At 42.8% G+C, this 16,630-nt stretch carries 5 protein-coding genes and 1 tRNA gene; 3 read left to right on the top strand and 3 right to left on the bottom strand.

Annotated elements, in window-relative coordinates; translation table 11 throughout:
- The first annotated feature begins 48 nt into the window (after nt 1-48).
- Nucleotides 49-1,674, top strand: a complete 1,626-nt coding sequence (locus tag HYG93_RS09870; RefSeq protein ID WP_120366087.1) for an NAD+ synthase — start codon at nt 49-51, stop codon at nt 1,672-1,674.
- A gap of 207 nt (nt 1,675-1,881) precedes the next feature.
- On the opposite strand, the gene HYG93_RS09865 is transcribed toward HYG93_RS09870, so the two are convergent.
- Nucleotides 1,882-1,958: transfer RNA gene (locus tag HYG93_RS09865), tRNA-Met, on the bottom strand.
- Nucleotides 1,959-2,140: 182 nt separating this feature from the next.
- Between HYG93_RS09865 and HYG93_RS09860 the strand changes: the two genes are divergently transcribed.
- Both HYG93_RS09860 and HYG93_RS09855 read left to right on the top strand, forming a co-directional pair.
- Nucleotides 2,141-2,542, top strand: a complete 402-nt coding sequence (locus HYG93_RS09860; RefSeq protein WP_106985736.1) for a hypothetical protein — start codon at nt 2,141-2,143, stop codon at nt 2,540-2,542.
- 293 nt (nt 2,543-2,835) lie between these two features.
- Nucleotides 2,836-3,276, top strand: coding sequence for a universal stress protein (locus HYG93_RS09855; protein WP_106985737.1), 441 nt, complete (start codon nt 2,836-2,838; stop codon nt 3,274-3,276).
- A 102-nt stretch (nt 3,277-3,378) separates the two neighbouring features.
- Here HYG93_RS09855 and HYG93_RS09850 read toward each other — a convergent pair whose 3' ends face one another.
- Nucleotides 3,379-3,699, bottom strand: a complete 321-nt coding sequence (locus HYG93_RS09850; RefSeq protein WP_117008024.1) for an MGMT family protein — start codon at nt 3,697-3,699, stop codon at nt 3,379-3,381.
- A gap of 84 nt (nt 3,700-3,783) precedes the next feature.
- Nucleotides 3,784-16,620, bottom strand: a complete 12,837-nt coding sequence (locus HYG93_RS19235; protein WP_218646808.1) for a BapA/Bap/LapF family large adhesin — start codon at nt 16,618-16,620, stop codon at nt 3,784-3,786.
- Nucleotides 16,621-16,630: the final 10 nt, after the last annotated feature.

Raw genomic sequence — 16,630 nt, 5'->3', positions numbered from 1 at the left:
TATCAGTAATTTAAGTGTATTCACCTATAGGAATAGGATTTAGTTGGAATGAATAGTTTTAAAATTGCACTTGCTCAATTCTCTCCACATATTGGAAATATAGAAGCTAATACTGCAAAAATGCTCGAGCAAGCAAATGAAGCTAAAAAACAAAATGCCGATATTATTGTTTTCCCAGAACTTTCAACGCTAGGTTATCCTGCTGAAGATTTATTGCTACGCCCTAGCTTAAATAAACGCACTAAACTCGCTTTTGATCAATTAGCAGAAATTAAAGATATCGTTTTGGTTTTTGGCTTCGTCAACACGACTGAAGATGGCCACCGCTATAACTCAGCTGCCGTTATGAAAGACGGTCAAGTTTTGGGTGTATATAACAAACAAAATTTACCAAACTATAGCGTATTTGATGAAAAACGTTATTTCAGCGAAGGACATCAACACCTTGTGTTTGAATACCTTGGCCATAAATTTGGTATTTTAATTTGTGAAGACGTATGGTCTTTACCAACAGTCCAGCAGCTGGCTCAACTCAACGTAGAAACTGTACTGGTATTAAATGCCTCACCGTATGAAGTAGGTAAACCACAGCATCGTGTTGAAACCATGAGTGCTTTGGCTAAACAATTGCACATTAACTTGGTGTACTGTAACCAAGTCGGTGGACAAGATGACCTCGTCTTTGACGGTACAAGCTTTGTGATGAACAAAGATGGTCAAGTTGCACTACAAGCACCAAGCTTTAAAGAAGAGCTGTACATTGCAGAATACGATGGCGCACAAAAAACCTTTAAAGCGGGTTCAATTACTCCTGTACTTGAAACCATGGCTGAAATTTACCAAAGCCTTGTACTTGCAACACGCGACTATGTACAACGCTCTGGTTTTAAAGGTGTAATTCTTGGCCTATCGGGCGGTATTGACTCAGCTTTAACGTTGGCGATTGCTGCTGATGCCATTGGCGCAGACAAAGTACAAGCCGTAATGATGCCGTATACCTATACTGCACAAATCAGTGTGGAAGATGCTGCTGAACAAGCGAAAAATATGGGTGTGACCTTTGGTATTGCCGAAATCAATCCAATTGTGAACAGCTTTATGCAAACGCTCTATCCTTTCTTTGGCAATGCACCAGCAGATGCTACAGAGGAAAACTTGCAAGCGCGTTCACGCGGTACGCTATTAATGGCGCTTTCAAACAAATTTGGCAACTTGGTACTGTCTACAGGTAACAAATCTGAATTGTCAGTGGGTTATTGCACGCTTTATGGCGATATGGTCGGTGGCTTTGCGGTATTAAAAGACGTATACAAAACCATCGTGTTTGAATTGGCTAAATACCGTAACAGCATTGCAGAATCCCCTGTTATTCCTGAACGTGTAATTACGCGCCCACCTTCAGCAGAATTACGTCCAGATCAAACCGATCAAGACTCTTTACCTGCTTATGATGTATTGGATGCGATTTTGTATGCTTACATTGAAGAAGACATGAGCCAAGATGATATTGTTGCCAAAGGCTTTGATGCTGAAGTGGTTGCAAAAATCATTCGCTTAGTCGATTTCAATGAATACAAACGCCGTCAAGGTGCGATTGGCCCACGTATTAGCTCACGCGCATTTAGCCGTGAACGCCGTTACCCAATCGTTAATGGCTGGAAACCAGGCATCTAATTAAATACAGCAGATGCGCAATATAAAAAAGCCCAAACTTAGTGTTTGGGCTTTTTTTTAGATCTGAACTCAGTTAAATTTAAACCGAAGTACAACAGCATCATCTATTTAGATAAATACAGAATTTTCATTTTATTTGTGCTGAATTATTTATACTTTTTTAAAGCACAAAAAAAGAGACCAAGCTGAGAGCTTGGTCTATAAAAATGGTGGCTATGACGAGACTTGAACTTGTGACCCCCGCATTATGAGTGCGGTGCTCTAACCAACTGAGCTACATAGCCGTAAACTGTGTGGGCATTATCTAAATTTAGCCCCCCAGCGTCAAGCATTTTTATTCGCAAATGTTTAGTGTTTAATCAAACGTGATTGTTTCAGCCAAAAAACAAACAAATTCAACAGTATTTAGTATTTTTTTCACGTATTTTTATCCTTAATTCCTTTTAAATCCGCTGAGGGCCACAGTATGCAGCAAAAAATTTTCATCCTGCTCTTGAGCATGTGCTTATTTACAGGCTGTCAAATCATCTCGCCTATTTTTGTCGATTACAACGGTGTACGCCGTGATGTTGCACAGTGGATCAACCATCACAGCTTCCTCAGCATGCAACAAAAACGCAGTATGGCGCAATTGAGTCGTGCACAACAAAAAATCGTGCGCTTTGCTGATTTAAATACAGAGCAACAATTAGAATTGGCACGTGAAAATCAAATTGCATTAAGCTGTGCTTCGCAAAGATTAAGCCAAAAGCAAATTCAACAGCTTCAGCAACAAATTTTTGGTGAAAAAACTGCAAAAGTACTTCTCAGCTATGCACAATTGGCACCCAAAATTAAACTCGATGCCACACAAATTCAGTGTGACTAATCGTCCGTTACATTTTCAGCCTCAAGCTTAAGTTTGAGGCTAAATTTTTTATTCTCTATATCTTCCAGCGCTAAGTTTTTATTTTAATTTTTTTAAATAACAAGATATTTCTAATTCAACCCAAAATCATCCACAAGCATCTGTTTACACATCATTTTTTAACTCATCAATAATAATTATCCCTATGTATTTACTAGGTTTTATTTTATTTAAAACTTAGGTATGCTCAATTAATAAGCTTTAAAACCATTTTAATTTCTCTATAAATTTATATTTAGATCAGGAGTATTCACATGACTTTTCAGAATATCTTAGTTCCTGTAGACGGTTCAGAAACTTCTTATGCCGCAGTAGATAAAGCCATCGAAATTGCACAAGCATTTAAAAGTAAAATTACGGTGGTTCAAGTCCTCACTTTAGACCCATATATTGCAGCAGAATATATTAGCGCGTCGCAAACGAATGAATTAATTGAGCGCGCACGTGTTTCAATTCAAGCCACACTCAATGAAGCCTTGGCTAAATTTGAAGGCACAGGCCTGAACGTTGAATCAAAACTTCTTGAAGGGCAAGTTGTGCATAGTGAAATTGCGAAAGCCGCAGATGAAATCCAGGCGGATCTGATTATTATTGGCTCACATGGGCGTACTGGTCTGAAAAAATTCTTCTTAGGCAGTGTTGCACAAAGTGTGTTGGGTTCTGCTCAAGCACCTGTTCTTATTGTTCGTAAGTAATCTGTCGCACTTGAAAGCTTAGCTTAGATCTTCACGATTTTTTTTGCTTTCAAGAACGCTTTAATGACACTAAAACCTCTTCAATTTTTTGAAGAGGTTTTTTTATAGTTGCCATTGGTATTTTTTTAAATTCACCCGCCCCTCAATAACAGTTACACCTTCTTGCAATAACAATTGCTGTTGTTTATTCATACCCTGTGCATTTAGCTCAACAACACTAAAACGCCCTTGTGCATTAATTACCCGATGCCATGGAATAGCTTGTTCATTGTCTAGGTATTTTAAAACCCGCCCTACCATCCGTGCATGTTTAGGTAAGCCTGCAAGCTTCGCAACCTGACCATAAGTTGCAACTTTGCCATACGGAATCAGTTTCACCACATTTAAAATTTGTATAGCTAACTCAGCGTTTGGATTTGGCATTTTGAATGACTCAAGCATAAAAAAAGAGAGCCCGAGGGCCCTCTTTTATTGTTAATTATTTAAACTATTTAGACAATTGCTAGATCAATGGTAGATCAAGTGATTGTTGTCTAAAAGTTCTTGTAATGTAACATCTGTATTTTTCAAAGTAAGCAATTCTGTCTTACCGTTGAATGTACTGCCTTGACCATCACGATCGATACTAATAATCGTATTACCATGACCGTCTTTCGCCACAGATACGTAGTTACCAATATTAGAAGCCGTTACATTTTGACCTTGTAACAATGCGCTGATATCGATCTTGTCGCCATCTGCTTTCTTGAAGTCTGTCCAAGTGTCATGACCATTACCACCTGTTGCTTCAGCAGTATTCAACAACTTGAAGATTACGGTATCTGCACCTGCATTGGTTGTATAAACGTCATTACCTACAGAGCTTGTAATCACATCATTACCAATACTTGTGTTGTACTCATAACCCGTTTCAATGTTGAGGTGAGCCACTGAAGTATCACCATTTGGCGCAACCAATTTATATGTAAATTGATCACCAGTACCCACCTTGAATGCTGAGTCTGTCACGCTGTATGTGTAGCTACCGTCAGCTTTAATGTTCAAGTCGCCGTGTGCACCTTTAACCGTAACACCCGTAGTGGTCACAGCAGTATAGGTTTGACCACCATCTTGCGAGATATACAGGTCTGTATATTTCGAAGCAAGTACATCTACACCATGGCCATCATTATCTGTAAGTAGATTACCAGTGGTTTTCGTTGCAAGTGATTTCGCAGTGAAGTCATCAAGATCAATCACACTACGTGTAATTGAAGCATTTACACTACCGCCAACACTGACTAAGCCAGAGTTAGTCACAATCTCAATAGTGTACGTACCTGCTTTCAGACCTGGAATGCTGAGTGAATTACCATTTGGTAAGATGCCAATCACGTCAACCAATGTACCTGCATTTGTTGATGCAACGATTTTACCAGTAGTATCTTTCACATTCACACTTGTACTACCAAGTAGTGATACCAGCTGTGCAGAGCCAAAATTGATATTTACATTTTCAATTGTGCCTTCCGCTACAGTAATGTCAGTACTGCCACTCGTTTTACCAATTGCAGCACCAGAGAAACCGATAAGCCAACTATAGCTAATTGATTTAGCAGCACCTACACTCACCGCATTTGTAGCTTGTACCCCAATGGTATCCGTATTGTCTGTTGCAACAACTGTTGTTGCATCATTTTTCGGATTTGCTGCATCCCATTTCACAGCAAGATCACCCGCTGTACCAATGTGAATAATGAGGCTCGCAGTATCTGATTTACCTGTAACTGGATCAGTTACTGTATAGCTAAATACTTCAGACTTACCAATATTCGTTACATTTTCAGTCGGTTTATAGGTGTACGAGCCATCTTTAGCAATGATCAGTGTACCGTGGTCACCTGTAATCACTGTAGTACCTGAAGCATTTACAGCTTTGCCATTTACGGTCGTTACAGTTGTACCTGCTGGAACATTGTCTTTACCGTAAATACCATCAGCATCTGTAATCACGTTACCAGACTTATTGGTTACACCTGAAACCACTGGGTCTTTCGCTGTATCAAATACTTGAAGTGATAAGCCAGCGCTAATTGAAGTACCAACACCAATTAATGATCCACCTGAGAATGCAAATTTGTATTCACCTGGAAGTAGGTTTTTCACTTGTATTTGTGTGCTTTCACCAAAAATACCTAGTAAGTCAAATAAACCTGCATCCTTATTTGTACCTACAAGTACATCTACACCATTCACAACTTTATAAAGCTTCATTTCAGCTTGGTCGAACAAGTTAATGAGTGATTTCGTTGTTACGGTAATGGTTGCGTTTGCAACTTCGTTTTCACCAACAACAAACACACCATTAAATGTTTTTTCACCAATATTGAAACCAACAAATTTATTAAATAGCTCAGAAGTACGTGTTGCCAGTACAGGATATTCAAAGTTAATGCCTGCATCGACTAGGTTATCTACCGCATCCACAGTAATGTTTGGTGCTTTAGAACCTGTTTTACCAGATTCACCACCTGCATCACTCGCACTGACTAGAAGTGTTTGACCATCTGTATATGATGTTGGCAATTTAATGCTGTAGTTACCATTTGCATCTGAATTACCTTGTGCAATTACAGTCTTACCATCTGGTGCATAGACTTTAATCACAGAGTTCGCTTCTGCTGTACCTGTTACAGTATCGCCTTTTGCATTAATCGTTGCAGTAGGTGCAGCTGGTGCATACAAGTCTGGTGCAGTTGCAGGAGTCGCAAGCGATTCACCACCTGGATCTTTCGCTGTAACTTTCACAGCTTCACCATCCACCAATGCTGGGTTGAGCGGCACTGTATATTTGCCATCTGCGCCTGCTACTGCAGTACCAATCACAGTTGTGCCTTTACTACCACCATACACTTGTACGATTGCATTTGGCTCAGTTACACCTGTTACTGATTTACCATCTGTAGCAACTTGTGCAGTTGGTGCATCTGGTGCATATAAGTCTGGTGCAGCTGCTGTTACTGGTGCAGATTCACCACCTGGATCTTTGGCGGTCACTTTAACTGTTTCGCCATCTACCTGAGCTGGATTCAATGTAACTGAGTACTGACCAGAAGCATCTACAGTACCTGTACCCAAGACAGTTTTTCCGTCTTCTGTATATACCGTAATCGATGAACCTGGCTGTGCTTTACCAGTCACAAATGCACCCGTTTGACTATCAACTTGTGCAGTCAAAATGCTTGGTACAGAAGAATCTACCAATGCATCTGTTGCAGAACCTACATTACCTGCTTTATCCGTTGCAGTTGCAGTGTATGTACCTTCTGCTGCTGTCGCTGGAACAGTCGCTGTATATGTACCATCTGGATTAACCGTTACAGGAACATTATTGCCTGCTGGGTCTTTCACAGTCACTGTGGCACCTGCTTCAGTTTTACCTGTCACTGTTGCCGTACCATCTGAGTTCGAAACCACATCGATGCTTACAACTGGAGCAACATTATCATCCAACACATCAGTTGCTGTGCTTGGATTACCTGCTTTATCTGTTGCAGTGACAGTATATGTACCTTCTGCTGCTGGTGCTGGAACTGTTGCTGTGTACGTACCGTCTGGGTTAACTGTTACAGGAACATTATTGCCTGCTGGGTCCTTCACAGTCACTGTTGCACCTGGTTCTGTTTTACCTGTAATGCTCGCAGTACCGTCTGCATTTGGTGTGATGTCTACCGTTACTTGTGGACCAATATTGTCATCAAGTACATCGGTTGCAGTACCAGTATTACCTGCTTTATCCGTTGCCGTTGCAGTATATGTACCTTCTGCAGCTGGTGCTGGAACTGTCGCAGTGAACGTACCATCTGGATTAACTGTTACAGGAACGTTGTTACCTGCTGGATCTTTCACAGTTACCGTTGCACCTGGTTCTGTTTTACCTGTAATGCTCGCAGTACCGTCTGCATTTGGTGTTACATCCAAGCTCACAATCGTTGGTGCAACATTATCTACAAGTACATCTGTACCTGTACCAACATTGCCAGCTTTATCCGTTGCAGTTGCAGTGTATGTACCTTCTGCTGCTGGTGCTGGAACTGTTGCTGTGTAAGTACCATCTGGATTAACCGTTACAGGAACATTGTTACCTGCAGGGTCTTTCACAGTCACTGTTGCGCCTGGTTCAGTTTTACCTGTAATGCTCGCAGTACCATCTGCATTTGGCGTTACGTCTACAGTCACAACTGGAGCTACGTTGTCGTCAAGTACAGCGGTAGATGTTGCAGTATTGCCCGCCACATCTTTTGCAGTTGCTGTATATGTACCTTCCGCTGCTGGTGCAGCTGCAACCGCGCTAAATGTACCGTCTGGATTAACAGTTACTTTCAGATCATTACCATTTGGATCTTTCACAGTCACTGTCGCGCCAGGCTCAGACTTACCAGTAATGGTTGCTGTACCATCTGGATTTGCTGTCACAGTCAATGCGTCAAGTTGTGCAACGGTATCCACAGTTACATTTGTTGAATCTGGATCACTCAAGTTACCTGCGCGATCTTTCGCAACTGCTTCAACTTTATAAGTACCATCTGCAAGATTTGGTGCTGTATATGTCCAGCTACCATCTGCCGCAACGACTGCAGCACCAGATGCAAGAACTTTACCAGCTGCATCTTTAACCGTTACAGTTACAGTCGCATTCGCTTCAGTTTTACCTGAGAAGCTTGGTGTTGCATCACTCACGACACCTGAATCATCAATGTCAATTGTTGGTTTAACTGTATCAACAATAAACTTGATGTTTGCAGGCGCACTTGTCACACCATAAGCATTTTTTGAAATTGCTTCTAAGCGGAATTGACCATCTGCAAGAGGTTTAGACGGTGTAAATGACCAACGGCCTGTTGATGTATTTAATGTCGCTAAACCTGACTCAACAATTTTATCCGAGCTGTCATAAATGTTGATTTTCACTTCCACACTGTTCACAGATGAACCGTTGAAAGTTTGTTTAGGGTTATTGGTTGCAGGAGGTAATGGCTCTGCTGCGAGCAATGCACGCGCTGCAAATTTCATTACCGGTGCAGCAACTGGTGCTGCGAAGAAATCGAATGGATCAATTTCTACTGTTGGCAGTGTAATATCACCTTTCACAGTCGTACCAGTACCAGCGTTGCCAGCTTTATCTGTATACGTACCATTGCCAATTGACACTTCAACTGTTTGAACTGCTGCCGAACCACTCACCTTAATTTGTGCAGTCCACTGTGTTTCAGAAACCTGCACAAGGTTGTTTAATGTACCGCCTGCTACAGTGATATCAGATGCATCGAAGCCAGTTACAGCCTCGCTGAAGTTAATTACCGTCACACCATTCACATCAAATGAAACTGTCACACTTGGTGCTGTGGTATCAATACTTGGTACGCTGATATTGTCTGCTTTTGAACCAATACCGTTGTTACCTGCAAGGTCTGTGAATGAGTTGTCTGCAACAGTAACTGTAACTAGACCAGGTGCACCTGTGTTGCCATCAGCAACCACTTTGCCTGTCCAAGAACCGTCTGCTTGTTGAGTTAAGCCACTTACTGTACCGCCAGTTACTTTCACATCAGATGCATCGAAACCTTTAACCGTTTCGCTGAAGCTGATTTTCAAGTTGCCATTTGCATCTAGGGTTGTCGTAGATGTTGGCGCAGTGGTATCAAAACCTGGAACAGTTTGACTACCTGTTGCCAATTGGCCTGGGTTACCTGCGACATCTGAGTATGAACCCGCTGGTATCGAGATATCGACCTTACCTGGTGCACCCACTGGATCATTCGATACAACTTGACCTTTCCAAGTACCATCTGGCTGTTGAGTCAAGCCACTCACTGTACCGCCTGCTACAACCAAGTCAGATGGAGTGAAGTCTTTTACTGGCTCGCTAAATGTAATTGTCACTTCGCCTGCTGGCGTAATCACAATCGCTGCTGTTGGTGCAGTTGTATCAACACTTGCAATATTGTTAGATGCGCTATTGCCTTTACCATTATTGCCAGCAAGGTCCGTATAAGAGTTATCTGCAACACTCACAGTAACAGCACCTAGCGCACCTGTGTTGCCATCAGCAACCACTTTGCCTGTCCAAGAACCGTCTGCCTGTTGAGTTAAGCCACTCACTGTACCGCCAGTTACTTTCACATCAGATGCATCAAAACCTTTAACCGTTTCGCTGAATGTGATCTTCAAGTTGCCGTTGGCATCTAGTGTCACTGTTGAAGTTGGTGCTGTGGTATCAATACTTGGTACAGATTGTGATTGGTTCGCAACAGTACCAGGGTTACCTGCATTGTCAGTATATGAACCAGCTGGGATGGTTAAATCTACTTTACCCACGGCACCTGTATTGCCATCAGCAACCACTTTACCTGTCCATGAACCGTCTGGCTGTTGAGTTAAGCCACTCACCGTACCGCCAGTCACTTTCACATCAGTTGGATCGAAGCCTTTTACTGGCTCGCTAAATGTAATTGTTACTTCACCCGCTGGCGTAATCACAATCGTTGCTGTCGGTGCAGTTGTATCGACACTTGGTACGCTGATATTTTCAGCTTTCGAACCAATACCGTTGTTACCTGCAAGGTCTGTGAATGAGTTGTCTGCAACAGTAACTGTAACTAGACCAGATGCACCTGTGTTGCCATCAGCAACCACTTTGCCTGTCCAAGAACCGTCTGCTTGTTGAGTTAAGCCACTCACTGTACCGCCAGTCACTTTCACATCAGATGCATCGAAACCTTTAACCGTTTCGCTGAATGTGATCTTCAAGTTGCCATTTGCATCTAGTGTCACTGTTGAAGTCGGCGCTGTGGTATCAATACTTGGTACAGATTGTGATTGGTTCGCAACAGTACCAGGGTTACCTGCATTGTCAGTATATGAACCAGCTGGGATGGTTAAATCTACTTTACCCACGGCACCTGTATTGCCATCAGCAACCACTTTACCTGTCCATGAACCGTCTGGCTGTTGAGTTAAGCCACTCACCGTACCGCCAGTCACTTTCACATCAGTTGGATCGAAGCCTTTTACTGGCTCGCTAAATGTAATTGTTACTTCACCCGCTGGCGTAATCACAATCGTTGCTGTCGGTGCAGTTGTATCGACACTTGGTACGCTGATATTTTCAGCTTTCGAACCAATACCGTTGTTACCTGCAAGGTCTGTGAATGAGTTGTCTGCAACAGTAACTGTAACTAGACCAGGTGCACCTGTGTTGCCATCAGCAACCACTTTGCCTGTCCAAGAACCGTCTGCTTGTTGAGTTAAGCCACTTACTGTACCGCCAGTCACTTTCACATCAGATGCATCGAAACCTTTAACCGTTTCGCTGAATGTGATCTTCAAGTTGCCATTTGCATCTAGGGTTGTCGTAGATGTTGGCGCAGTAGTATCGATACTTGGTACAGATTGTGATTGGTTCGCAACAGTACCAGGGTTACCTGCATTGTCAGTATATGAACCAGCTGGGATGGTTAAATCTACTTTACCCGCGGCACCTGTATTGCCATCAGCAACCACTTTACCTGTCCATGAACCGTCTGGCTGTTGAGTTAAACCACTCACCGTACCGCCAGTCACTTTCACATCAGTTGGATCGAAGCCTTTTACTGGCTCGCTAAATGTAATTGTTACCTCACCCGCTGGCGTAATCACAATCGTTGCTGTCGGTGCAGTTGTATCTAGACTTGGTACGCTGATATTTTCAGCTTTCGAACCAATACCGTTGTTACCTGCAAGGTCTGTGAATGAGTTGTCTGCAACAGTAACTGTAACTAGACCAGATGCACCTGTGTTGCCATCAGCAACCACTTTGCCTGTCCAAGAACCGTCTGCTTGTTGAGTTAAGCCACTCACTGTACCGCCAGTTACTTTCACATCAGATGCATCGAAACCTTTAACCGTTTCGCTGAAGCTGATTTTCAAGTTGCCATTTGCATCTAGGGTTGTCGTAGATGTTGGCGCAGTTGTATCGATACTTGGCACACTGATATTTTCAACTTTTGAACCTTTACCGTTATTACCTGCAAGGTCTGTATATGAGTTGTCTGCAACAGTAACTGTGACTAGACCTGGTGCACCTGTGTTGCCATCTGCTGCAACTTTAGCTGTCCAAGAACCGTCAGCCTGTTGAGTTAAGCCACTCACTGTACCACCTGTCACTTTCACATCAGATGCATCGAAGCCTTTGATTGCTTCGCTGAACGTGATCTTCAAGTTGCCATTCGCATCTAGAGTCATCGTAGACGTTGGTGCCGTAGTATCGAAACCTGGAACAGATTGACTAGCTGTTGCTGGTTGACCTGGATTACCTGCATTGTCTGTGTATGAACCCGCTGGAATCGTAATATCTACTTGACCTGGTGCGCCTGTTGGATCATTCGACACGACTTGACCTTTCCAAGTACCATCTGGCTGTTGAACCAAACCAGTGACAGCACCACCCGCTACAACCAAGTCAGATGGAGTGAAGTCTTTTACTGGCTCGCTGAAGCTGATCGTTACTTCGCCCGCTGGCGTAATCACAATCGTTGCTGTCGGCGCTGTCGTATCAACACTCGCAATATCATTTGTTGCGCTATTGCCTTTACCATTATTACCCGCAAGGTCGGTATAAGAATTGTCTGCAACACTCACGGTCACTTTACCCAATGCACCTGTGTTGCCATCTGCAACAACTTTACCAGTCCAAGAGCCATCAGGCTGTTGTGTTAAGCCACTTACTGTGCCGCCAGCTACTTTCACATCAGATGCATCGAAACCTTTAACCGCTTCGCTGAATGTGATTTTTAAGTTGCCGTTTGCATCGAGTGTCACTGTTGAAGTCGGCGCTGTGGTATCAATACTTGGTACATTTTCAATTGCAAATCCACCATTACCTGGGTTATTTGCCACGTCTGTATAAGAGCCTGCACCAATCGAAACAACTACATTTCCTGGAGCACCTGTCGCACCATTTGCTGCGACTTGACCCGTCCACGTGCCATCTGGTTGTTCAGTTAAATTCACCAATTTACCGCCAGTCACTTTCACATCAGTCGCATCAAAGCCTTTTACTGGCTCGCTGAAGCTGATTGTTACTTCGCCTGCTGGAGTCAACGTAATTGTTGGCGTTGGCGCTGTAGTATCGATGCTTGGTACAGATTGTGATTGAGTTGCAGCAGCACCAGGATTATTAGCCAAGTCTGTATATGAGCCAGCTGGGATGGTTAAATCTACGTTTGCTGACGCACCCGTGTTGCCATTTGCAACAACGTGACCCGTCCAAGTACCATCTGCTTGTTGTGTTAAGCCTTGCAATGTACCACCAGTCACTTTGACATCAGATGCATCAAAGCCTTTTACTGGCTCGCTAAAACTAATTGTCACATCACCAGCAGGTGAAATCACAATCGTCGCTGCAGGCGGTGTGGTATCAACGCTAACTACATCCATACCAAGAACGCTCGAACCTTTACCTGCGTTACCCGCTGTATCTGTATATGAGCTATCAGCAATAATTACATCTATTTTGCCACTCGCGCCTGTGGTTCCATTCGCAACAACTTGGCCTTTCCAAGAACCATCCGCTTGTTGTGTTAAGTTAAGCAGTGTACCGCCATTCACTGTCACATCTGACTTATCAAAACCTTTTACAGCTTCGCTGAAGGTGATAACAACTTCGCCTGTAGGGCTGACTGTAAGTGTAGATGTTGGTGCTGCTGTATCAATCTTAGCTGTTGCACTATCTTCTGCACTAATGTTGCCTGCTTTGTCTTTTGCTGTTGCAGATACAACATAGTCACCATCTGTAAGCGATGTTTTAACGGTATATGACCATTTACCATCAGAAGCAACTGTTGCGATACCTGTCTCAATAACTTTGCCAGTCGCATCAGCAACTTTTACAGTCACTGTAGATGTAGGTTCATTTACTTTACCTTTCACATCAGGTGTTGCGTCATTGGTTAAGCCAACATCATCCACCTCAACCACAGGTGCTTGAATATCAACAATAAATGCTTTCGCAGCTGGCGCACTTTGGTTACCTGCAGCATCTTTAGAAATTGCTTGAAGCATGTAATAGCCTTCAGCCAAATCATGAGATGGTGTGTAAGTCCACTTACCTGTAGCTGTGTCTAATTTTGCTAAGCCCGAATCAATATTTTTACCTGATTCATCTTGTAGATAAATCATGACTTCAACACTCTTCGTCGAATTACCAGAGAATGTTGGTTTTACTTGATTGGTTTGTGGTAACGATGCTGATGTTGTACTTGCAACACTCATTAGCATACGTGCTGAAGCAGCACCAAATAGATTATCAATGTCTACTGTTGGTGGAACAGTATCAATTTTCAAACCTGTATCAATTGCAATATCAGGGTTACCTGCAGCATCTTTAGCAGTCGCTTCAACTTTATAAGAACCATCTGCTAGCGGTTTATTTGGTGTAAATGTCCAATTGCCACTGCCATCAACTTGCGCATTACCAGAGTCAATGACATTACCTGCTGCATCTTTTACTTCTACAGTAACTGTTGCACCCGCTTCAGCTGTACCTTTAATGATTGGTGACGTAGCATTCGTCAAACCTAATACATCAATCGTCACTGTTGGTGGAGTTGTATCTACAACCAAACCTTTGTCTGTTGCAGTAGCTGGGTTGCCTGCAGCATCTTTTGCAGTTGCATCAACAGTGTATGCACCATCTGGAAGTGTTTTAGATGGCGTATAAGTCCAGTTGCCGTTCGCATCTACAGTTGCTGGACCAGAATCTACAACCTTACCTGTCGAATCTTTAACTTCAACAGTGACCGTTGCACCTTTTTCTGTTGTGCCTTTTACTGTTGGAGTTGCATCATTGGTTAAAACCAAATGATCAATAGTCACTGCTGGTAAAGTAGTGTCTACAATTAAACCCGTCGCAGTCGCATTTGCTTTCGTGTTGGCAACATTTACGGCTTCAACTGCAACTGTATAGTTTCCTTCAGCAAGTGCAGTAGATGGTGTAAATGTCCAATTACCATTTGAATCCACTGTCGCTGGGCCTGTAGCCACAACTTTACCAGTCGAGTCCTTCACTTCAACTGTTACTGTTGCACCAACAGCTGTTTTACCAGAAATATCTGGTGTTGTGTCTTGCGTTGGTTTTAATGGATCAATCGATACAGTAAGTGCAGATGTATTAACATCTAAGCCTTGCTCTGTTGCTGTTGAAGGATTGCCCGCAGGATCTTTTGCAGTTGCATCAACCGTATATGGACCTTCTGGAAGTGGGTTTGCTGGTGTATATGACCAGTTACCATTGCCATCTACAGTTGCTGGACCAGACTCTACAACTTTGCCAGTTGGGTCTTTAATTTCAACATTAACAGTTGCACCAGGCTCAGTTTTACCTGAAATCGTTGGTGTATTGTCATTGGTTGGAGCAAGTGGATTAATGCTAATTGTTGGTGCTTGCGTATCAACAGCTAAGCCTTTGTCTGTTGCAGTTGCTGGATTGCCTGCAGCATCTTTTGCAGTTGCATCAACAGTATACGCGCCATCTGGTAGTGTTGTAGATGGTGTGTACGACCAGTTGCCATTGCTATCTACAGTTGCAGGACCAGACTCTACAACTTTACCTGTTGCATCTTTAATTTCTACATTAACAGTTGCGCCCGCTTCAGTTTTACCTGAAACAGTCGGTGTCGTGTCGTTGGTTGGTGCAAGTGGGTTAATGCTAATTGTTGGTGCTTGCGTATCTACAGATAAGCCTTTGTCTGTCGCAGTCGATGGATTACCTGCAGCATCTTTTGCAGTCGCATCAACAGTATATGCGCCATCTGGTAGTGTTGTAGATGGTGTGTATGACCAGTTGCCATTGCTATCTACAGTTGCTGGGCCAGAATCTACAACTTTACCTGTCGAGTCTTTAACTTCAACAGTAACTGTTGCGCCTGGCTCAGTTTTACCTGTCACCGTTGGTGTCGTGTCATTGGTTGGTTTAAGCGGATCAATGCTAATTACAGGTAAAGATGAATCTACATCTAAGCCTTTATCAGTTACAGTTTTATCATTACCAGCTGGATCTTTTGCAGTAACTTCAACCTCATACGGACCTTCTGGAAGCGGTTTAGATGGTGTATAAGTCCAATCACCATTACCATCTACAGTGCCTTTACCTGAATCAACAATGTTGCCATCTTTGTCTTTAATGACTACATCAACAGAAGCATCAGGATCTGTTTTACCAGTGATCGTTGGTGTTGAGTCACCCGTTGGTTTTAACGGATCAATCATAATTGTAGGATCAGTCGTATCTACAACCAAACCACCTTTATCTTGTGTGCTTTCATTGCCTGCAGGGTCTTTCGCAGTCACTTCAACTTTGTATTCGCCTTCTGGCAAAGGTTTTGATGGAGTGTAATTCCAGTTGCCTTGGTCATCTACATTTGCTTTACCACTGTCAACCACATTGCCATTTTTATCTTTAATTACAACGTCAATTTCAGCTTTTGGCTCGTTGGTTTTACCGCTAATCGTAGGGGTCGTATCGTTGGTATCGCCCAAATCATTAATGCTAACAGTCGGATCTTGAGTATCAACTGTGAAATTTAAAGCATCCGATTTAGGACCTTCAACGCCATCCACTGTCTGTGTTGCAAAAATTGAATGGTCGCCATCTGTCAATTCTTTAGGAAGTTTAACGCTCCAGCTACCATCTGCTTTTGCGACAGTTTCTGCAACTAGCTGGTTACCGTCATAAACTTTAATTGTCGCGCCTGGTTCAGCACCTGTACCTGAGACAACAGGTGTTTTGTCATTTGTTGCGCTACCCGCTGTAAGTTGGCCAGTTTTAGGCTCAACGTTATCAGTCACAACCAATGTACTTAATTTTTTAACAGGGCTTGGCGTACCATCATTGTTATTTGATGAACCATTATTAACTGCAGCACCTACTGCACCAACACCAGCAGCACCCAATGCCCAAGGTAAAATTGCACCAACCAAAGAATCTTTATACAGTAAAGGCTCAATTTCTGCTAAAGGTTGATATTGGATCACGTCTGCAATCGCGCCATTTGCATCCGTAAATTTAGCCCAAAACAAACCGCCATCATCGCTTTCAAAAACCAGACTGTTATCTGGTTTGTCACCAGCAAAATAATTTTCAATAACAATAGTTTCACCGCTTTTTAGCGTGATTACTGCATTGTTGCCATCTCGCGTAATTGAAGCCACATCCTCTTTCGGGACCTTAACTACAACAACTGAGTTTTGTGTAAGTCCAACACGGTTCGAATCGACTTGTTCTAGAACCTGATGACTTTCCTTCGAAATAACAGAAATTTGCGTCATAGCGTGACCC

Origin of the sequence: Acinetobacter sp. SwsAc6, from assembly GCF_013391565.1 — a bacterium.
GTDB lineage: Bacteria > Pseudomonadota > Gammaproteobacteria > Pseudomonadales > Moraxellaceae > Acinetobacter > Acinetobacter cumulans.
Note: the sequence above shows the minus strand (reverse complement) of the source record. Positions and strands in the feature narration are given on the sequence as shown.